Source organism: Hydrogenophaga sp. (assembly GCF_019264445.1).
GTDB lineage: Bacteria > Pseudomonadota > Gammaproteobacteria > Burkholderiales > Burkholderiaceae_C > Hydrogenophaga.
The window spans coordinates 26,659-44,910 of record NZ_JAHVAB010000089.1; the positions used below are offsets into that span (position 1 = coordinate 26,659).

Sequence of the window (18,252 nt, forward strand, 5' to 3'; positions counted from 1 at the left end):
TTCTTCCATGCGCGATGCCTCGAGCGGAAATGCCTCGTCGGACACGATGGAGGTGAGTGACGAGACGCAGGCGCCGGGTGCACGCTGGGTCTCACAGGGCGGTGCGCTCGTGCTGGAACTCAGCGGCCCGTGGCGCGGGCACCGCGCTCCCTTGCCCCAACCCCCACAGGCAGACGCCGTCGAAGCCGTGCGCTTTGATGCGCACGCGCTGCGGTCGTGGGACGCTGCGCTGGCGTCGTCGTTGTGGCATCAACTCGAGCCGCTGGCGCGTCGCGAAACACCGCTGGATCTGCAAGGCTTGCCTGCAGGCCTTCAGCAGATCGTCACGCTGGCGCTGGATTCTGCGTCGCCCGCCCGTGCGAGCGCGGCCGCGGTGCCGGGGCCGGTGACCAGGGTGGGCGCGCGCGCTGCTGCAGCCTGGGCCGTGCGCCGCAAGACGCTGACTTTCTTTGGCGAGGTGCTGATGTCGCTCGGGCGCTTCATGCGTGGGCGCAGCGACATGCGCGCCTCCGACCTCGCGTGGCAGATCGACCAGACCGGCCCGCGCAGCCTGCCCATCGTGTCGCTCGTGTGCTTTCTGGTGGGCCTGATCGTGGCCTACATGGGCGCGGCGCAATTGCAGCGCTTCGGTGCCCAGACCTATATTGCCGACCTCGTGACCGTGGGCGTGGTGCGGGAAGTGGCCGCGCTGCTGGTGGGCATCGTGCTGGCCGGGCGCGTGGGCGCGGCGTTTGCCGCGCAGATCGGCAGCATGCGCGCCAACGAAGAAGTGGACGCGCTGGCCACCATGGGCGTGAACCCGGTGGACTTTCTGGTGCTGCCGCGCGTGCTCGCGCTGCTGATCGTCGGGCCCTTGCTCACGGCCTTCGGCGCGCTGGTGGGCATGGCCGTGGGCTGGCTGGTGGCGGTGGGCATCTATGGGGTGACGCCGCTGGAATACGTGTACGCCAGCATGGAAGCCATCACGCTGCCGCATGTGCTCGTGGGCCTGATCAAGGGCACGGCGTACTCGGTGCTGGTGGCGCTGGCAGGTTGCCTGCAAGGCATGTCTGCGGGACGCAGTGCGCAGGCCGTGGGCGACGCCACGACTGCGGCCGTGGTGCAGGCCATCGTGTGGATCGTGGTGGTCGCCTCCGTGCTGACCGTGGTGTTTCAACGCCTGGACTTCTAGATGCAACAAACCACAAGCTCTTGCGCGCAGACGCCACTGGTGACAGTGGAAGCGGTCACCATGGCCTTTGGCAGCAACGTGGTGCAGCGCGACCTGAACTTCGAGATTCTTCCCGGCGAAGTGCTGGCGCTGGCCGGGGGCAGCGGCTGTGGCAAGAGCACCTTGCTGCGCCACCTGATCGGCCTGCAGCAGCCGGCCAAGGGGCGCGTGCTGTACGGGAGCACGCACGATCTGTATGCCGCCGACGAGGACGAGAAGACAGGCTTGCTGCAGTCGTTTGGCGTCATGTTCCAGGCGGGCGCGCTCTGGAGCAGCATGACCGTGGGCGAAAACGTGATGCTGCCCATGCAGGTGCTCACCCACATGAGCGCCGAGCAGCGCGAGCAGGAAGCGCGCTTCAAGCTCGCGCTGGTGGGGTTGGCGGGCAGTTTCGATGCCGAGCCCGCCACGCTCAGCGGAGGCATGCGCAAGCGCGCCGCCATTGCCCGCGCGCTGGCGCTGGATCCGCCGCTGCTGTTTCTGGACGAACCTTCCGCCGGGCTGGACCCCTTGACCTCGGCCCATCTGGACGAGCTCATCCTGCATCTGCGCGACGATCTCGGCACCACGGTGGTGATGGTCAGCCACGAACTCGAAAGCATCTTTGCGCTGGCAGACCGCCTGCTGTTTCTGGACGCACACACCAAGACCATGACCGCCCTGGGCCCGCCCAGGGAACTGCGACAACACGGCCCCGAGGAGGTGCAGCGCTTCCTTCGGCGCGGGGCCCCGGCACCACAGGAGGAACACGCATGAAGCGCAAGGCCAACCCCACCCTGATCGGCACCTTCGTGGTGGCCGGCATCGCGTTGATTGCCATCGCCATCATCACGCTGGCCGGCAGCAACTACTTCACCCGCAAGGAGCGCACGGTGATGTACTTCAGCGGCTCCGTGTATGGCCTGCAGGTCGGCGCGCCCGTGGTGTTTCGCGGCGTGCGCGTGGGCAGCGTGGAGTCCATCGAGGTGTCCTACGACCGCAACGCCGATGCGTTCTCGATTCCCGTGGTGGCCGTGCTCGACAGCGATGCCGTGCGCGGCCTGGACGGTAAACGTTCCGACGCAGACGAGCCCGGCCTGGCCCTGCCTGCGCTGGTCGAGCGGGGCTTGAGCGCGCAGCTCTCCATGCAGAGCCTGCTCACGGGCTTGTTGTACGTCGACCTCGACCTGCGCCCCAAGCGCACCGCCAGCACGCGCAACGTGCCGCGTGGGCTCATCGAGATTCCCACCACGGCCACCGCCATTCAGAACCTGCGCGACCAGGTGGAAGGCATTGACCTGCGCAAGATCACCGACGACCTGGCCGCCATCGCGGCCTCGGCCCGTGCGGTGATTTCGGGTCCTCAGCTCAACCAGGCGCTGAGCGATCTCGCCGAGATCACGGCCACGGTCAAGCGCGTGTCCGAACGGCTGGACAAGCGGCTGGACCCGATGGCCGAAGAACTGCAGCGCTCGCTCAAGTCGACCACCTCGGCCATGGGCAGCCTGGACAAGGCCGCCCGCTCGGTGGACCAGACAGCCGCGGGGGTGGGGCGCACGTCCGAACGCGTCTCTGACCTGCTGGCACCCGACGCACCGCTGGTGCAGAACCTGCAGCGCGCGGCCAACGAAGTGAGTCGCACGGCCGGCGCCCTGCGCGAGGCCACCGCAGGCGACTCGCAGCTCATGGTGGGCGCCGACCGCGCACTGGACGATCTCTCGCGCGCGGCCCGTGCGCTGCGCGATCTGGCCGAGGCCCTCGAACAACAACCCGATGCGCTGCTGCGCGGCAGAAAGGTCAACGAATGAAACGCCATGCCATGAACCGCCGCACGGTGCTCGTGACGATGAGCGTGGTGCCTGCCGCGATGGCGGTGGGCTGCGCCGGAACCCCCGCACCGCCCACCCGCTGGTACGAGCTGCGCGCCGCACCCCCTGAGCCCAGGCCCGCGCCGAGGCCGGGAGATGGCGCGGTGTGGGAGGTGTCGGGCCAGGTGCGTCTGCCGGGTGCTCTGGACCGCGACACGCTGGTGGTGTCTTCCGGGGCCGCCTCGCTGGTGCCGCTGCCGGGACACCGCTGGGCCGAGCCGCTGCGCGAGAGCGTGCCGCGCCGCCTGGTGGCCGATCTCGCGCTGTTGCGCGGCGAGCGCCTGGTATGGCGGGCACCGTCACCGGCGGGCGTCAACGTCACGCGGCAGCTGCGCGTGGAGATCGACGCGCTCCTGGCCGACAGCGCTCGCCAGTCGCTGCGGCTGCAGGCGCGCTGGTCACTCACCGATGTGCAGGCCGGCGCCACGCCCCCCGTGCTGGGTCAGGCCGACATCGATGTGCCGCTGGCCGACGCCTCGCCCGACGCCCTGGCGGCTGGTCACCGCATGGCGGTCTGGCGGCTGGCCCAGCGCATTGCGGGAGCTTAACGCGGCGTGGTGGGGCAGCCCAGGCGCTGCAGTGTCGCGTCCACCCACGAGGTATCGAGCTGTCCGGCAGCAATGTCCACCAGCGTCTTTTTTTCCGCCTCTGCTTTCTGGCGGGCTGCGGCGAGCAGGGCGTCTGCCTCAGCCAGTGGCACGCACAGTACGCCGTCCGCGTCGCCCAGCATCAGGTCACCCGGATGAATCACCATGCCATCGATGGCAATGGGGACGTTGATTTCGCCTGGACCATCCTTGTAAGGGCCGCGGTGCGTGATGCCGGCGGCGTAGACGGGGAAGTCGCTGCTGCCGATGACATCGATATCGCGGATGGCGCCATGAATGACGAAGCCTGCCACGCCCCGGCTGATGGCGAAGGTGGTCATCAACTCGCCAATGAGGGCGTTCGTGAGGTCACCGCCGCCGTCGACGACGATCACATCGCCCGGCTGCGCCATGTCGAGCGCCTTGTGAATCATCAGGTTGTCACCCGGTCGGGTCTTGACGGTGAGCGCAGGTCCCGCCAGGCGGCCGCTCTGGTGCATGGGTCGCAGCCGTGGGCCACCGGCGCTCATGCGGGTCATGCAGTCGCTGATGTTGGCCACAGGAATTTCGCTGAACGCCTTGATGTGCGAGGCGGCGATGCACTGTGTGCGCTGAAGGATTTGAAGGCCGATCATGAAAGGTCTTTCGGAAATGGAAGGGTGTTTGGACTGAAGAGGCAGCCCGGTTCAAGCTGATCGATGGACGTGACTCCCATGAGTGCCATGTTGCGTGACACCTCGGCTTTGAGAAGCTCGATGGCATGCAGCACCCCCGCTTCGCCCGCGACGGATGCGGCAAAGCTGAAAGGCCTGCCCACGAAGACGAACTTCGCACCCAAGGCGAGTGCCTTGAGGACGTCGCTGCCGCGGCGCACGCCGCTGTCGAGCATCACGGGAATGTCCGGGCAGCTCTTGACGACCTGCGGCAGCACGCGCAAGGGCGCGACGGCCCCATCGAGTTGGCGACCACCGTGGTTGGAGACGATCACACCATTGGCGCCTTCGTCCGCGGCCTGGCGCGCATCGCGGGCGTCGAGCACGCCCTTGACGATCAACGGTCCTTTCCAGTGCGCACGGATCATGCGCAGGTGGCGCCAGTTCACGTGGCCCCGGTCGCCCAGGTTGCGCTCGACGTGGGGCGAGAGGATGGGGGCACCGCGCGTCGCATAGCTGTTTTCAAAGTGCGGCATGCCATGCATTGCCAGCGTGCGCAAGAACGTGCCGAACAGCCAGCGCGGATGGGTGATGCCTTGCCACGCCAGGCGCACGCTGGGCCGCACGGGTATGGAGAAGCCGGCCCGCACATTGTTTTCGCGGTTCGCGGCAGCAGGCGTGTCCAGGGTGATGACCAGCGTTCTGTAGCCGGCCGTACTGGCGCGGTCCAGCAAGGCGAGCATGCCGTCGTCGTCGCCCGGCAGGTAGGCCTGAAACCAGGCGTCGGGGTTCACCTGGATGACGTCCTCCAGACGGATCAACGATGAGCCGCTCATCACGAACGGAATGTTCTCGCGATGGGCTGCAGCCGCCAGGGCAATGTCACCCCGATAGGCAGATAGCGCCGCCAGGCCCATGGGGGCGATGCCGAATGAAGCGTCAAAACGTTGACCCAACAGGCGGGTTCCTGTGTCCCGCTGGGTGATGTCCACCAATACCCGGGGTATGAACTCGTATTGCCCGAAGGCCTCGCGGTTGGCGCGAAATGACTGGTTGGTTTCCGCCGCGCCCGCGATGTAGCTGTACACGGGCCAGGGGAGGTGTCGCCGGGCCGCTTTGTCAAAGTCGTCGAGGCAGAGAATGTGTTTCCAGCGAGCAGGCAGTTTCTGGCGTGCGTTTGCCTTGTTGCCGGGTCGTGATGGGGTATGCGCCTGCGAGGCCACAGATGGAGATGCCATGTCTTGTTGGGCAGACGCTCAGCCAGCTTCGCGCTGGCTGGGGACTTCCAGCCCGGACTGCACCTGCACCTGCAGCGCCAGAGCGCTCCAGTCCCAGTCGGCCCTGCCTCCCTCGCACAAGGCATCCAGCATCCGCTCGGCGAGCGCTGTGGTCGGAAGTTCGGCGCCGGTGCTGCGAGCGGTTTCCAGCGCCAGACGCAGGTCCTTGCGCATCAGGTGTGCGCGAAAGCCCGGTGTGAACTGCCCCTCGATCACACGCGGCGCGTGTTTTTCCAGGGAGAAGCTGCGCGCTGCGCCGCCGAGGAGCACATCCCGCATCAGCATGAGATCCACCCCCTGAACGCGTGCGAGCGCCAGCGCATCTGCCACGCCAAGCAGGGCGCCCGCCACGGCGACCTGGTTGCAGGCTTTCACCGTTTGACCCGCACCGAGCGGGCCAACGTGTGTGATCGTCTGGCAGAAGGCGCTCAGGGCCTCCCGGCATGCGGCCAGTACGGCGGCTTCACCACCCACCATGCAACCGAGCGTGCCTGCCAGAGCGCCGGCCTGCCCGCCGCTCACCGGCGCGTCCAGCAGATGTACGCCCACCGCATTCAGGCGCTGACCCAATTCACGCGCTGAGGTGGCGGCAATGGTGCTGGTGTCCACGACACAACTCCCGGGCTTCAGGGAAGCGGCAAGCCCTTCGTCGCCAAAGAGTGCATCTTCGACGGCAGTGGCATCTGGCAGGCTGAGAAACACCAGGGACGTGCGGCCACCCACGGCGGCAGCCGAATCGGCAGCGCGTGCGCCTGCACTGGCCAGCGCTTGAATGCCTTGCGGGTGTCGCGCGAACACAGACAGGTCGTAGCCTTTGCGCAGCAAACATTGCGCCATGCCACCGCCCATGGCACCGAGGCCGATGAAACCGACAGGGCAGCCAGGGGTGAACGGCTGTGGAACGCTCATTTCGCAATGGCCTTCCCGATCAGGTCATAGGCCTCAACGATTTCCTTCTGGAAGGCGGGCCCGTCTGCGTAGTCCTGGGTAAGACCGGATTTCGTCACCCACTCCTTCCACTCGGCGGTCTGCATGGCCTTGCGGAAGCTGTCGTGCAGGTAGCGGCGAACGGAGTCGGGCAAGCCCGCCGGGGCCATCAAACCCTTCATGTTGTCCAGCGCCACCGGCACGCCCAGTTCGAGCATCGTGGGGACCTCTGGCAACGAGGGCAGCCGTGTGCGTGAAAAGAGGGCGAGTGGGCGCACTCGCCCCGTGTCGATCATGGCCTTCATCTCTTCGTACGCGCCGAAGGCGCTGTCTACCTGGCCTCCCAGCAGCGCGGTCATGGAGTCGGCTGCGCCACGGTAAGGCACGTGCAGCAACTTGAGTCCGGCCTGCTTTTCCAGAACCAGTGCGGTTGCATGAAAGATGCCGCCTTCGCCTGTCGACCCGTACGAGACTTTTTCAGGTGCCTGGCGCGCTTCGTCCAGCAGCGCCTTCATGTTGGCGAAACGCGAGTCCGCTCGAACCGCCAGGATGCTGGGTGCGCGTGACACCTTGATCACGGGCGTGAACGACTTGCGGGGGTCGTACGCCAGAGGGCGGAAGTGACCCACTGAGGACGTTTCGCTGCCACCGCCGACGAAGAGCGTGTAGCCATCGGGCTTGGCCTCGGCTGTGGCTTGCGCGGCAATGGCGCCCGCTGCGCCCACGCGGTTGTTCACCACCACGGGAACAGGAATGATGGTCTTGGCTGCGAAGGCCAGCTGTCGGGCGATCTGGTCGGCCGACCCCCCGGGGGCGAACCCGACCAGGATGTTGATGGGCTGACTGGGCGTCCATTCCTGAGCCCATGCGGGCAAGGCGGCAGCAGAAAGGCCAAGCAGCGTGAGCTGGCGACGGGTAAGCAGTGGGGTGGGCATCGTCAATCGGGTCTCCTGGTCGTTGTAGTGGTTGGCACGCGCGGGCGCCAGCAGTGTTTCCGGCCCGAATTCTGCGGACATTCGTGCGTGTGCAAAAGCGATAAAATTCGCACGACTTTGTTCGCTTTATAGAAACATGACGCTCAAGCAGCTCGAGGCTTTCTACTGGGCCGCAACGGCAGCCAACTTTCTTGTGGCGGCACAAAGGCTGCATGTATCGCAGTCCACGCTGTCCAAACGCATAGCCGAGCTCGAAACCCAGTTGCGCACTTCGCTGTTTGACCGCAGCGGCCATCGCGCCACGCTCACCGAGGCCGGTGAGCAACTGCTGCCGCTGGCGCGGCGCATGTTGGGGCTGGCGGACGAAATGCGTTCGCGTTTGACTGAAGGCGGTGGTTTGCGCGGGCATTGCCGGTTCGGGGTGGGCGAGCTTGCCGCGCTGACGTGGCTGCCCGATTTCGTCGCGCAGTCGCGCGTGCAGTATCCCGATCTGGTGCTTGAACCCTTTGTGGATCTTGGCGCCGTGCTGGAGCAGCGCCTTGAAACGGGAGAGCTCGACTTCGCCGTGGTGGCTGGCTACTCCTCGCGCAGCACGATTGCCAGCGAAGCGATTGCCGAAGTGCGTTTTTCCTGGGCGGCATCGCCCGCCCTGGTGGGCGAGCAGCGGACGGTGAACGCCCGCCTGCTGCAGGACACCGCGTTGATCACCATGCCCCCAGCCGCGGGTCCCACGCGCATGCTCGAGCACTGGCTGGCGGTGAACAATCTGGAAGTAGGCCGTCGCCTCACGTGCAACAACCTCGCGGCCATCGCCAGTCTGATCGTTGCCGGCGTCGGCGTCGGCCTTTTCCCGCAGGGCTGGCTCAAGCAGATGGAGGCTCGCGGGGCTGTTGTCGCATTGCGTGGCAGACAGGCACTCCCAGCGCTTGAATACACGTTTCAGCGCCGGCGCGACGACAGTCGCCCCCTCCTGGCCAGCATGCGCGATCTCGTGCGGGAGACGGTGGACTTCAACAAGCCCAGCCCGCTGTGGTGAGCGGCCTCAGTTCACCAGCACCAGCTTGCCCTTGACCGAGCGCGATCCCATGATCGCGTAGGCCTTGTGCAGCTCGCTCATGGGCAGCGTCTGGTCGATCACGGGCTTGACCTGTCCCTTGGCGTACATGACCGCCAGGGCCTGCATCATCTCGGCGTTGGCCTTGGGTTCGCGGCGGGCGAAGTCGCCCCAGAAAACGCCGACGATGCTGGCGCCCTTGAGCAGCGTGAGGTTCAGCGGCAGCGAAGGAATCGGGCCGCTGGCAAAGCCCACCACCAGGTAGCGGCCGCGCCAGGCGATGGAGCGGAACGCCGGCTCCGCGAAGTCGCCGCCCACCGGGTCGTAGATCACGTCCGGGCCCTTGCCATCGGTGAGTTGCTTGATCGCGTCGCGCAAGCCTTCTTTGGGTGTGTGCACGCTGTAGTTGATCGTGGCATCGGCGCCCAGTTGTTTGCAGAGCTCGCACTTCTCGTCGCTGGAGGCGGCGGCGATCACGCGGGCGCCGGCGGCTTTGGCGATCTGGATGGCGGCCGTGCCCACGCCGCCTGCGGCGCCCAGCACCAGCACCGTTTCGCCGGCTTTCAGCGCGGCGCGGTCCATCAGGGCGTGCCACGAGGTGGCGTAAATCATGATGAACGCGGCGGCGTCGACCGCGGGGAAGCCCGCGGGCAGTGGCATGCACAGCGCGGCGGGAGCAAGGGTGTGCGTGCCAAAGCCGCCGGTGCCGCTCAAGCAGGCCACGCTCTGGCCCACCTGCAGGTGCTTCACGCCTTCGCCCATCGCGCGCACCACACCGGCGTACTCGGAACCCGGCACAAACGGCAGCGCGGGCTTCATCTGGTACTTGTTCTGCACGATCAGCAGATCAGGAAAGTTCAGGCTCGCGGCCTGGATCTCGATCAGCACCTCACCGGCCTTGGGCTCGGGCGTGGGCAGTTCTTTCCAGGTCAGGGCGTCGACGCCCACGGGGTTTTCGCAGAGCCAGGCATGCATGGTGTGTCCTCGGTCAAGTGGTCATGAAACCGGGCCATGATAGGGATCGAAGCCGGCGTTCCGAAGCGGGTTGACCCGCCTTCTGTCCCGAGCGTGACCGGACCGATCCACCTAAAATCGCGCCAATGAAAATACTCATCTCCAACGACGACGGTTACCAGGCGCCCGGCATCGTGGCACTGTATGAAGCCCTCAAGGGCCTGGCCGAGGTGGAGGTGGTGGCTCCCGAGCACAACAACAGCGCCAAGTCCAATGCGCTCTCGTTGCACTCCCCGCTGTATGTGCACACCTCGCACAACGGCTTTCGCTACGTCAACGGCACCCCGGCCGATTGCGTGCACATCGCGCTCACCGGCTTGCTGGGCTACCGGCCCGACCTCGTGGTCTCGGGCATCAACAACGGCGCCAACATGGGCGACGACACCATCTATTCCGGCACGGTGGGCGCTGCCATGGAGGGCTACCTCTTCGGCATTCCCGCCATCGCCTTCTCACAAACGGAAAAGGGTTGGGCGCACCTGGAAGACGCGGGCCTCGTGGCCGCGCGCCTGGTGGCGCAGTTGCTGCCGTCGCTCGAAAACGGCCCACCCAGCGAACCGTGGCTGCTCAACGTGAACATTCCGAACCGGCCGCTGGCCGACATCAAGGGTTTCAAGGTCGCGCGGCTGGGCCGGCGGCACGCGGCCGAGCAGGTGATTGCCCAGACCAACCCGCGCGGCGACACCATGTACTGGATCGGCAGCGCCGGCAAGGCCAAGGACGACGCCGAGGGCACTGACTTTCATGCCACGCTGCAGGGCTACGCCACCATCACCCCGCTGCAGGTGGACCTGACGGACCACGACCGCCTGGCCTACTGGGCGCCCACGGCCGCGAGCCTCTCGACACCGTTGCCGTCAGAAAGCGCTACCGCGGGTGGTAACGCCTCGTGAAACGCGTTGTGCCCGCGCCAGCGCCGTCATCGCCGCAAGCACCGGCGCCCGGCAAGCCGCGGCCCGGGTTTCCAGCGCGTCTGCCTTCCGCCTCGCCGGCCCCTGTGCCTCGCAATCCGCTGCAGACGCGCCCACTCGCGGCCCGCGTCCACACGCCACCGCAGGCGCTGCAGCCCAAGGTGTTGCCCCGCGTGTCTGCGCCCGTGGCGCCCACCGGCGTCGGCATGGATTCGCAGGCGGTGCGGGCTTCGATGGTGCGCAAGATACAAGGGCAGGGCGTCACGCATGCCGGCGTTCTGGCGGCCCTGCAGGCGGTGGAGCGGCACCGGTTTGTCGACTCCGCGCTGGTGAACCAGGCCTACGAAGACACCAGCCTGCCCATCGGGCTGGGGCAGACCATTTCCAAGCCCGGTGTGGTGGCCCGCATGCTCGAGCTGCTGTGCCAGGGCCGGTCGGAAAAGCTGGGCCGTGTGCTGGAAATCGGCACCGGTTGCGGCTACCAGGCGGCCCTGCTCAGCCACCTGGCGCGCGAGGTTTACAGCATCGAGCGGCTCAAGGGCTTGCACGAGCGGGCGCGCGAGAACCTCCGCTGGTTCCGCCTCTCCAACCTGCACCTGCTGTTTGGCGATGGCATGCTCGGGTACCCGAAAGGCGCACCCTATGCCGCCATCATTGCAGCCGCGGGCGGGAACGATATTCCCCAGGCCTGGATCGACCAACTGGCCGTCGGTGGCCGGCTGGTGGCACCCGCTGTCACGGCGGCGGGGCGTCAGAACCTCGTGGTGGTCGACAAAACCGCCACCGGCATCGTCCGCACCGAGCTGGAGGCCGTGCTCTTCGTGCCTCTAAAATCGGGCGTCGCATAAGGTTGTGCCGGCTCAGGCGGGCGCAACGTCTCTTTTTCAGGGTGTCTGGCGCCACGGGCGGCCAGGCACCCGCGCAATCGTGGGAGTTTTCATGAACAAGCGTGTTTTCAAGTGCTCGGGTCGGGCCCAGGCATCGGGGCGGCCTGCACGGCAAGGCGTCGCGGTCATGACCGTTCTGGTCTCCCTGCTCGTCCTGGCAGGCTGCTCCACCACCCGTGTGGCCCCTCCCGCCCCGGTGGAGAGCCGGGGCGGTGCGCCCAAGCCCGCCGAGGTGGTGGTGATGCCGGGGGCCGAAAACGCAGGCAAGCCCGGCTTCTACACCGTCAAGCCCGGCGACACCCTGTTCCGCATCGCACTGGACAACGGCCAGAACTGGCGCGACATCCAGGCGTGGAACAGCCTGACCAATCCGAACGCGATCGAAGTGGGCCAGGTGCTGCGCGTACAGCCGCCCGGTGCAGGTTCCACCGCCGCACCTGCCGCCACCGCACCGGTCGGCCCCACCACCAGCCCGGTGGCCAGCGCAGGCGTGGCGCCCCGGCCCCTGACCGAGGCGCCCGCTCCCGCGGCATCCACGTCGCCGACCCCATCGCCCGCACCGGCCCCTGCGCCAGCGGCTTCTGGCAACGATGAGATCAGTTTCATCTGGCCGGCTCAGGGCGCTGTGGTGACCCCGTTCGACGAGGCCAACAATAAGGGCGTGTCGATTGCCGGCAAGATCGGTGACCCGGTTGTCGCGGCGGCCGACGGCCGTGTGGTGTATGCCGGTGCTGGTCTGCGCGGCTACGGCAACCTGATCATCCTCAAGCACAACAACACCTACCTCACCGCCTACGCCCACAACCAGGCGTTGCTCGTGCGTGAAGACCAGGCCGTGCGCCAGGGTCAGAAAATTGCCGAGATGGGCAGCAGCGACACCGACCGCGTGAAGCTGCATTTCGAGGTGCGCCGGCTGGGCAAGCCGGTCGACCCGATCGGCCACCTGCCCAAGCGCTGACGCCCTGGCCTCCGGCATGTCCTGGCCGGTGCTTGTGTTTGACATCGAGTCCATCCCGGACATCGAGGGCCTGCGCGCGCTGCGCGGTGCGCCTGCCGACCACACCGACGAGCAGGTGCATGCCGCCTGGCTCGAAGAGCGCCAGACCAGGGGCCAGAGCGATTTCATGCCGTTGCACCTGCAGCGTGTGCTGGTCATCAGCTGTGTGTTCCGCAACGCCGAAGGCCTGCGCATCCATTCCTTTGTCGACCGCGACGGCCAGAGCGAAGGCAAGGTGGTGCAGACCTTCTTTCATGCGATCGAGAAGCACGCCCCGCAGCTCGTGAGCTGGAACGGCAGCGGCTTTGACCTGCCAGTGCTGCACTACCGCGGCCTGCGCCATGGTGTGGAAGCCAGCAAGTACTGGGACCTCGGCGAAGACGACCGCGAGTTCAAGTGGAACAACTACATCAGCCGTTACCACATGCGCCATCTGGATTTGATGGACCTGCTGGCCATGTACTCGCCCAAGAACAACGCCCCGCTGGACGCGATGGCCAAGCTCTGCGGTTTCCCGGGCAAGCTGGGCATGGACGGCTCGCAGGTGTACGCGCAGTACCTGGCGGGGGAAACCGAAGAGATTCGCCGCTACTGCGAAACCGATGTGATGAACACCTACCTGGTGTACTGCCGCTTTCAGAAGATGCGCGGTGGCCTCACCGAGGCCGAGTACGCACAGGAAATCGAGTTCGTCAAACAAACGCTGGGTGATCTGGCGCCCACCGAGCCGCACTGGGACGAGTACCTGCGCGCCTGGGTGTGACGCAGCCCGGCGCCGTGGCGCGGCCTGAGACAATCGGCGGATGACTACCGCGTCCACCCTCCACGAAAACAGCCTCCTCACCACCGCCAGCGCTGCGGCCCACGACACGCCAGAGACCCCCTTGCCCGACGGCTGGCTCGCGGTGGAGTCCCTCGACATCGATGCCCAGGGCATCGCCCACCGACCCGATGGCAAGGTGGTCTTTATCGAAGGCGCGCTGCCGTTCGAGCACGTCAGCGTGAACGTGCACCGCAAGAAGAACAACTGGGAAGCCGGCACGGTCACAGCCGTGCACCACGAGTCTTCGCAGCGCGTGCGCCCGGGCTGCCCCCACTTTGGCCTGCACGCCGGCGCGTGCGGCGGCTGCAAGATGCAGCACCTGCACGAAGCCGCCCAGGTGGCCATCAAGCAGCGGGTGCTTGAAGACAACCTCTGGCACCTGGGCAAGGTCAAGGCCGAGACCATGATGCGCCCCATCGAAGGGCCAGCCTGGGGCTACCGCCACCGCGCCCGGCTGTCGGTGCGCCACGTGCACAAGAAGGGCGAGGTGCTGATCGGCTTTCACGAGCGCAAGAGCCGTTACGTGGCCGACATGCAGGTCTGCCCGGTGCTGCCCGCGCACGTCAGTGCCATGCTCATGCCGCTGCGCGAACTGATCTTCGGCATGGACGCGCGCGAAACCTGCCCGCAGATCGAGCTGGCGTGCGGCGACAACGTGACCGCGCTCGTGCTGCGCCACCTCGAGCCTTTGAGCGCTGACGACCTCGCGCGCCTGCGGGCCTTCGGGCAGCAGCATGGCGTGCAGTGGTGGCTGCAGGCCAAAGGCCCGGACACGGTGAAACTGCTCGACGAGGGCGGCGAACCGCTGTCCTACGCGTTGCCGGAGTTCGGCATCACGATGCCATTCAAGCCCACGGACTTCACGCAGGTCAACCCCTACATCAACCGCGTGCTGGTGGTGCGCGCCCTGCGCTTGCTCGATGCCCGCGCGAACGAGCGCGTGATCGACTGGTTTTGCGGGCTGGGCAACTTCACCTTGCCGATAGCCACCACGGCCGGCGAGGTGCTGGGCATTGAGGGCAGCGAGACGCTGGTGGCACGCTCGCGCGAGAACCTGTCGCTGAACCAGGCGGGCCGCGATCGACCGCTGGCGCCCACTGCGTTCGCCGCGCGCAACCTGTTCGAGATGACACCCGCGCAGCTGGTGGCCGATGGCGTGGCCGACAAATGGCTGGTGGACCCGCCGCGCGAGGGCGCATTTGCACTCGCCAAGGCGCTGGCCGATCTGTACCAGAACCCGTCACAGCGCGAAGGCTGGACGCCGCCACAGCGCATCGTGTATGTAAGCTGCAATCCCGCCACCCTGGCGCGCGATGCAGGCTTGCTGGTGCACCAGGCGGGCTACCGTTGCGTGGCGGCGGGGGTGGTGAACATGTTTGCGCACACCGCGCATGTGGAGAGCATGGCGGTGTTCGAGCTGGACCCGTCGCGCACGCCGGGTGACAAGACCCAAGAGGACAGCACCGCCTGAGCGCGGTTCAGGACTTTTGCGATGCGCTGCCGGGCTTCGCGCCTTCGGGCGCGGCACTGGGCGAGGCGTCTGCGCCCGGCTCATTGGGCATGCCCACCACCGAGTTCTCGCGCATGTACTGGTCCATTTCGCGCCAGCCGGCGAACACGGCGGCTTTGCCCGCACGCGGGTAGGCGCTGAAGCAGCTTTCGATGCTGCGCACCGCGTGGCGGCACGCGCTGCCAATCGCCTTGCCCTCAGCCTCTTTCTTGGCATTGATCTGCGTCGCGGTTTCGATGCCCAGCGCCTCGCAACCGCTCAGCAGGCTGACCGAGGCGAGAAGGCAAAGAAGGGTGGCAGTGCGTCGCATGGCTGTGTGGGTGGGTTCAGCCTTGTTTCGGCGGTTGCGGGCCGAACTTGACGCCCGGGCGGCAAAAAAATCGTTGGCCCTGCATCGGGCAAAGAAAAAGGACCCGAAGGTCCTTTTTCTGTGGGCGGGCATCGCTTATTCGCGGTCGCCGCCGAAGAGGCCGAGCAGCATCAGCAGGCTCTGGAAGATGTTGAACAGGCTCAGGTACAGGCCCAGCGTGGCGGTGATGTAGTTGGTCTCGCCGCCATCGACGATGCGCTTGAGGTCATAGAGCAGGTACATGCTGAAGACCACGATGGCCAGGGTGGCGATCACCGCCATGCCGACCGGGCTGCCCACGAACACGTTGATGATCGCGCCCACCATGATGGCCAGGGCGCCCACGAAAAGCCACTTGCCCATGCCGGAGATGTCGCGCTTGATCACGGTGGAGAGGTTGGCCATGACGAAAAACACGCCGGCGGTGCCACCGAAGGCGGTCATGATCAGGCTCGCGCCGTTCGAGAAACCCAGCACCGACGCCAGCAGGCGCGAGAGCATCAGGCCCATGAAGAACGTGAATGCCAGCAACACCGGCACGCCGGCTGCGGAGTTCTTGGTCTTTTCGATGGCGTACATGAAGCCGAAGGCGCCGCCCAGGAAGACGACGAGCCCCAGGCCCCCGGTGAGCGCAGCGGTGATGCCCGTCTGTACGCCGATCCAGGCGCCCAGCACGGTGGGCAGCATGGACAGGGCCAGCAGCCAGTAGGTGTTGCGCATCACCTTGTTGCGTTGCGCATCGGAAGAAACGGCGGTACCAAAGCGGCCGCTGGTTTGAACGTGGTCGGTCATGGTGGTGATCTCCTTCATCATCTGACGCCTCTGATGCCGGTCGCTGCGCGTCGGAATGACGCGCAACCGGCAAGCTTGCATTCTAGGGACGCGCTGCGTCACGCGGGGCGATGGCGGCGAAACGCATTTTTGGTAAGGTCACTTTTGACCTCAGGGTCACCAATGCGCGCGTTATCGTTCGCCATTCGCACCTTGGGCTGCACAGCCCTGGCCTGCAATGCTTCTCAGACTCCAAAGTTAGGACCAAGTTCATGAAAAACAAGGCTGTTCTCGATCTCGCCGACGTCAAACTCATTGCAGCGGCGGCGGAAGCCGAGGCCATCAAGCACAACTGGGCGGTCACCATCGCCATCGTGGACGACGGCGGTCACCTGCTGTGGCTGCAGCGCTTGGACGGCGCGCCCGCCATTTCGGCCCACATCGCACCCGCCAAGGCCCACACCTCGGCCATGGGGCGTCGTGAAAGCAAGATTTACGAGGATGTGATCAACCAGGGCCGCATGTCGTTCCTGAGCGCGCCGTTGCTGCAGGGCATGCTGGAGGGCGCGGTGCCCATCCTCAAGGACGGGCAGTGCCTGGGCGCTGTAGGTGTGAGCGGGGTGAAGTCGACCGAAGATGCGCAGATCGCACGCGCGGGCATCGCCGCCATCGGTTTGTGAGTGCTGCCGCCGCAGGGCGGAAAAAATGCCTGGCTAGTGAAGCGAAAAGCCCCTTGGCTGGCTAAAAACGACGCACGGGGAGGGTGGGTTCCCCGGGTCGCCCCACGATGAGAAAAAGAGACGAGGCTTGGGCGTGGCCTTATTTGGTGAGGATCAGCTTGCCCTGCCGCGTGGTCTGCAGCCGGTAGAGCGATCCGTTGTGATCAATGGCCACCGCTTTCTGGCCGCGCAACAGGTCGGCGCTGGGCCACACGGGCAGGCCGCGTGTGTCCTGGCTGTCCTGCGACGCCTGCAGGTCTGGCCGTGGCTGGTCGGTAGACAGGTTGTTGTGTTCAGGGCTCATGGCGCCACAGGTTCCGTGATGAAGCCGATCTTTCGCACGCCGGTGCGCTGTGCGGCGGCCATGGCCTGTGCCACGCGCTCGTAGCGCACGGCCTTGTCGCCGCGGATGTGCAGCTCGGGCTGCGGGTCCTGCGCGGCGGCGGCCTGCAGGCGGTTGGCAAACTCGGTGTCGTCCACGCGCTGGTCGTTCCAGAAGTAGGTGCCCTCGGCATCCACCGACAGGCGGATGTTCTGCGGCTTGTCCAGCACCCGCTCCATGCTCGCCTGCGGCAGCTCGATGTTCACCGAGTGTTTGATCACCGGCACCGTGATGATGAAGATGATCAGCAGCACCAGCATCACGTCGATGAACGGGATCATGTTGATCTCGCTCATCATTTCGTCGCTGTCCTGTTGGGTTCCGATGGCCATGGCGGGAGTCCTTACGAAGCCTTCTTCATGGGCAGGACCTTGCCATCGGGCGAAGCCGCGGTGACGCGGGCGCCGGTGACGAAGTACGCGTGCAGGTCGTGCGCAAAGCGGTTGAGCTGGTGGCTGATGCCCTTGTTGCCGCGCACCAGCGCGTTGAAGCCCAGCACCGCGGGAATGGCCACCAGCAAGCCCAGTGCCGTCATGATCAGCGCCTCGCCAATCGGGCCGGCCACGCGGTCAATGCTCACCTGACCCGCCGCGCCAATGCCCAGCAGCGCGTGGTAGATCCCCCAGACCGTGCCGAAAAGGCCCACGAAAGGTGCGGTCGACGCCACCGAGGCCAGCACCGACAAGCCGCTTTGCGCGCGCGCCGTGTGGTCGTCCACGCTCTTGCGCAGCGAGCGCTCCACCCAGTCGCTCACGTCCAGGCTGTCGTGCAGCTGGCGCTGGGGCGGCGAGCCGTTGTGGCCGTCCTTGTGCAGGATGTGGCGCGTGGCCTCGCGGCCCTCCAGCGCCACCGAGCGAAACGGATTGCCGTCGGCCGCGCCCAGCTTGTCCAGGCCTTCGGCGAAGTCCGCGCTGTGCCAGAAGCCCTCGATCCCCTTGGCCTGGGCGCGCTGGGCACGCTGGTCCAGCGCCTTCCACAAGATGATGATCCAGGTGGCGAGCGACATGACGAGCAGGACGATGGCCACCGAGCGGGTGACCCAGTCGCCCTGGGTCCAGACGTGGGCCAGGCCGGTTGAAGCGATGTTCGGATCCATGGTGCGCAGACTCCTGGGAAAAAGACGGGATTAGTTCAAGACGAAATCGATGGGCGCCTCCACCCACATGGGGGTGGGCACGCCCGCGCGTTTGCCGGGCGCATAGCGCCAGCGCAGCACGGTTTGCAGGGCGGTCTGGTCCAGGCGCTCGTAGCCGCTGGACTTGAGGATCTCGGCGCGGCTGGCCGTGCCATTGACCTCGATGAAGACGCGCACGACGACCTTGCCCTGCTCGCCCATGCGCCGGGAGAGCGCGGGGTAGGGCGGGCGGGGGTTGTTGAGGTAGTCGGCGCTGCTGGAGGG

22 protein-coding genes are annotated in these 18,252 nt (G+C 66.5%); 11 read left to right on the top strand and 11 right to left on the bottom strand.

The genetic code is table 11. The features are described 5' to 3' along the window. Positions 1-7 precede the first annotated feature (7 nt). From KXJ60_RS21115 to KXJ60_RS21130, 4 genes are read left to right on the top strand one after another with little or no spacing between them, the layout of a single operon-like run. The gene (locus KXJ60_RS21115) at positions 8-1,171 is read left to right on the top strand and encodes an ABC transporter permease (protein ID WP_291132235.1); all 1,164 of its coding nucleotides are present in this window, start codon (positions 8-10) and stop codon (positions 1,169-1,171) included. Beyond that, the gene (locus KXJ60_RS21120; RefSeq protein ID WP_291132238.1) at positions 1,172-1,966 is read left to right on the top strand and encodes an ATP-binding cassette domain-containing protein; all 795 of its coding nucleotides are present in this window, start codon (positions 1,172-1,174) and stop codon (positions 1,964-1,966) included. After that, a complete protein-coding gene (locus KXJ60_RS21125) occupies positions 1,963-2,997 on the top strand; it encodes an MlaD family protein (RefSeq protein ID WP_291132241.1) in 1,035 nt (344 codons plus the stop codon). Before KXJ60_RS21120 ends, KXJ60_RS21125 begins: the two co-directional genes overlap by 4 nt. After that, complete coding sequence (locus tag KXJ60_RS21130) at positions 2,994-3,605, top strand: PqiC family protein (protein ID WP_291132244.1); 612 nt, start codon at positions 2,994-2,996, stop codon at positions 3,603-3,605. The genes KXJ60_RS21125 and KXJ60_RS21130 overlap by 4 nt, the downstream gene beginning before the upstream one ends. On the opposite strand, the gene KXJ60_RS21135 is transcribed toward KXJ60_RS21130, so the two are convergent. Genes KXJ60_RS21135 through KXJ60_RS21150 form a run of 4 tightly spaced genes read right to left on the bottom strand, consistent with a single transcriptional unit; the run spans position 3,602 to position 7,436 of the window. After that, positions 3,602-4,279: an RraA family protein gene (locus KXJ60_RS21135; protein WP_291132246.1), complete on the bottom strand. Its 678-nt coding sequence runs from the start codon at positions 4,277-4,279 to the stop codon at positions 3,602-3,604. The two genes, KXJ60_RS21130 and KXJ60_RS21135, sit on opposite strands and share 4 nt — an antisense overlap. Then, positions 4,276-5,535, bottom strand: coding sequence for an alpha-hydroxy acid oxidase (locus KXJ60_RS21140; protein WP_291132249.1), 1,260 nt, complete (start codon positions 5,533-5,535; stop codon positions 4,276-4,278). Before KXJ60_RS21140 ends, KXJ60_RS21135 begins: the two co-directional genes overlap by 4 nt. An 18-nt stretch (positions 5,536-5,553) precedes the next feature. Next, positions 5,554-6,483: an NAD(P)-dependent oxidoreductase gene (locus tag KXJ60_RS21145; RefSeq protein WP_291132252.1), complete on the bottom strand. Its 930-nt coding sequence runs from the start codon at positions 6,481-6,483 to the stop codon at positions 5,554-5,556. Continuing rightward, on the bottom strand, positions 6,480-7,436 hold the full coding sequence (locus KXJ60_RS21150; RefSeq protein WP_291132290.1) for a tripartite tricarboxylate transporter substrate binding protein: 957 nt from the start codon (positions 7,434-7,436) through the stop codon (positions 6,480-6,482). The genes KXJ60_RS21145 and KXJ60_RS21150 overlap by 4 nt, the downstream gene beginning before the upstream one ends. A 136-nt stretch (positions 7,437-7,572) precedes the next feature. Here KXJ60_RS21150 and KXJ60_RS21155 point away from each other — a divergent pair, with 136 nt between their 5' ends. Further along, complete coding sequence (locus tag KXJ60_RS21155; protein WP_291132293.1) at positions 7,573-8,472, top strand: LysR family transcriptional regulator; 900 nt, start codon at positions 7,573-7,575, stop codon at positions 8,470-8,472. A gap of 6 nt (positions 8,473-8,478) precedes the next feature. On the opposite strand, the gene KXJ60_RS21160 is transcribed toward KXJ60_RS21155, so the two are convergent. Further along, positions 8,479-9,465 (bottom strand): NADPH:quinone oxidoreductase family protein, encoded by a 987-nt coding sequence (locus tag KXJ60_RS21160; RefSeq protein WP_291132254.1) that lies wholly within the window; start codon positions 9,463-9,465, stop codon positions 8,479-8,481. Positions 9,466-9,590: 125 nt separating this feature from the next. Here KXJ60_RS21160 and surE point away from each other — a divergent pair, with 125 nt between their 5' ends. The 5 genes from surE to rlmD all read left to right on the top strand — a co-directional run bounded on the left by surE (position 9,591) and on the right by rlmD (position 14,593). After that, positions 9,591-10,397 (top strand): 5'/3'-nucleotidase SurE, encoded by an 807-nt coding sequence (gene surE / locus KXJ60_RS21165; protein ID WP_291132257.1) that lies wholly within the window; start codon positions 9,591-9,593, stop codon positions 10,395-10,397. 224 nt (positions 10,398-10,621) lie between these two features. Next, on the top strand, positions 10,622-11,263 hold the full coding sequence (locus KXJ60_RS21170; protein ID WP_366018917.1) for a protein-L-isoaspartate(D-aspartate) O-methyltransferase: 642 nt from the start codon (positions 10,622-10,624) through the stop codon (positions 11,261-11,263). 166 nt (positions 11,264-11,429) lie between these two features. Beyond that, the gene (locus KXJ60_RS21175; RefSeq protein ID WP_291132259.1) at positions 11,430-12,260 is read left to right on the top strand and encodes a peptidoglycan DD-metalloendopeptidase family protein; all 831 of its coding nucleotides are present in this window, start codon (positions 11,430-11,432) and stop codon (positions 12,258-12,260) included. A gap of 16 nt (positions 12,261-12,276) precedes the next feature. Beyond that, positions 12,277-13,062 (top strand): 3'-5' exonuclease, encoded by a 786-nt coding sequence (locus KXJ60_RS21180; protein WP_291132262.1) that lies wholly within the window; start codon positions 12,277-12,279, stop codon positions 13,060-13,062. 40 nt (positions 13,063-13,102) lie between these two features. Continuing rightward, on the top strand, positions 13,103-14,593 hold the full coding sequence (rlmD, locus tag KXJ60_RS21185; RefSeq protein ID WP_291132264.1) for a 23S rRNA (uracil(1939)-C(5))-methyltransferase RlmD: 1,491 nt from the start codon (positions 13,103-13,105) through the stop codon (positions 14,591-14,593). 7 nt (positions 14,594-14,600) lie between these two features. On the opposite strand, the gene KXJ60_RS21190 is transcribed toward rlmD, so the two are convergent. Both KXJ60_RS21190 and KXJ60_RS21195 read right to left on the bottom strand, forming a co-directional pair. Next, positions 14,601-14,942, bottom strand: a complete 342-nt coding sequence (locus KXJ60_RS21190) for a hypothetical protein (RefSeq protein WP_291132267.1) — start codon at positions 14,940-14,942, stop codon at positions 14,601-14,603. A 135-nt stretch (positions 14,943-15,077) separates the two neighbouring features. Next, positions 15,078-15,773, bottom strand: coding sequence for a Bax inhibitor-1 family protein (locus KXJ60_RS21195; RefSeq protein ID WP_291132270.1), 696 nt, complete (start codon positions 15,771-15,773; stop codon positions 15,078-15,080). A gap of 251 nt (positions 15,774-16,024) precedes the next feature. On the opposite strand from KXJ60_RS21195, the gene KXJ60_RS21200 reads away from it, so the two are divergent. Beyond that, entirely contained in the window at positions 16,025-16,432 is a 408-nt protein-coding gene (locus KXJ60_RS21200) for a heme-binding protein (RefSeq protein WP_291132272.1), read from the top strand. Between the two features lie 139 nt (positions 16,433-16,571). On the opposite strand, the gene KXJ60_RS21205 is transcribed toward KXJ60_RS21200, so the two are convergent. The 4 genes from KXJ60_RS21205 to KXJ60_RS21220 form a co-directional block, all read right to left on the bottom strand. Next, positions 16,572-16,775 (bottom strand): hemin uptake protein HemP, encoded by a 204-nt coding sequence (locus KXJ60_RS21205; protein WP_291132275.1) that lies wholly within the window; start codon positions 16,773-16,775, stop codon positions 16,572-16,574. Beyond that, positions 16,772-17,185, bottom strand: coding sequence for a biopolymer transporter ExbD (locus KXJ60_RS21210; protein ID WP_291132278.1), 414 nt, complete (start codon positions 17,183-17,185; stop codon positions 16,772-16,774). The genes KXJ60_RS21205 and KXJ60_RS21210 overlap by 4 nt, the downstream gene beginning before the upstream one ends. Positions 17,186-17,196: 11 nt before the next feature. Continuing rightward, positions 17,197-17,949: a MotA/TolQ/ExbB proton channel family protein gene (locus KXJ60_RS21215; RefSeq protein WP_291132281.1), complete on the bottom strand. Its 753-nt coding sequence runs from the start codon at positions 17,947-17,949 to the stop codon at positions 17,197-17,199. 30 nt (positions 17,950-17,979) lie between these two features. Beyond that, a partial coding sequence (locus tag KXJ60_RS21220; RefSeq protein ID WP_291132284.1) for an energy transducer TonB occupies positions 17,980-18,252 on the bottom strand: 273 nt, incomplete at its 5' end.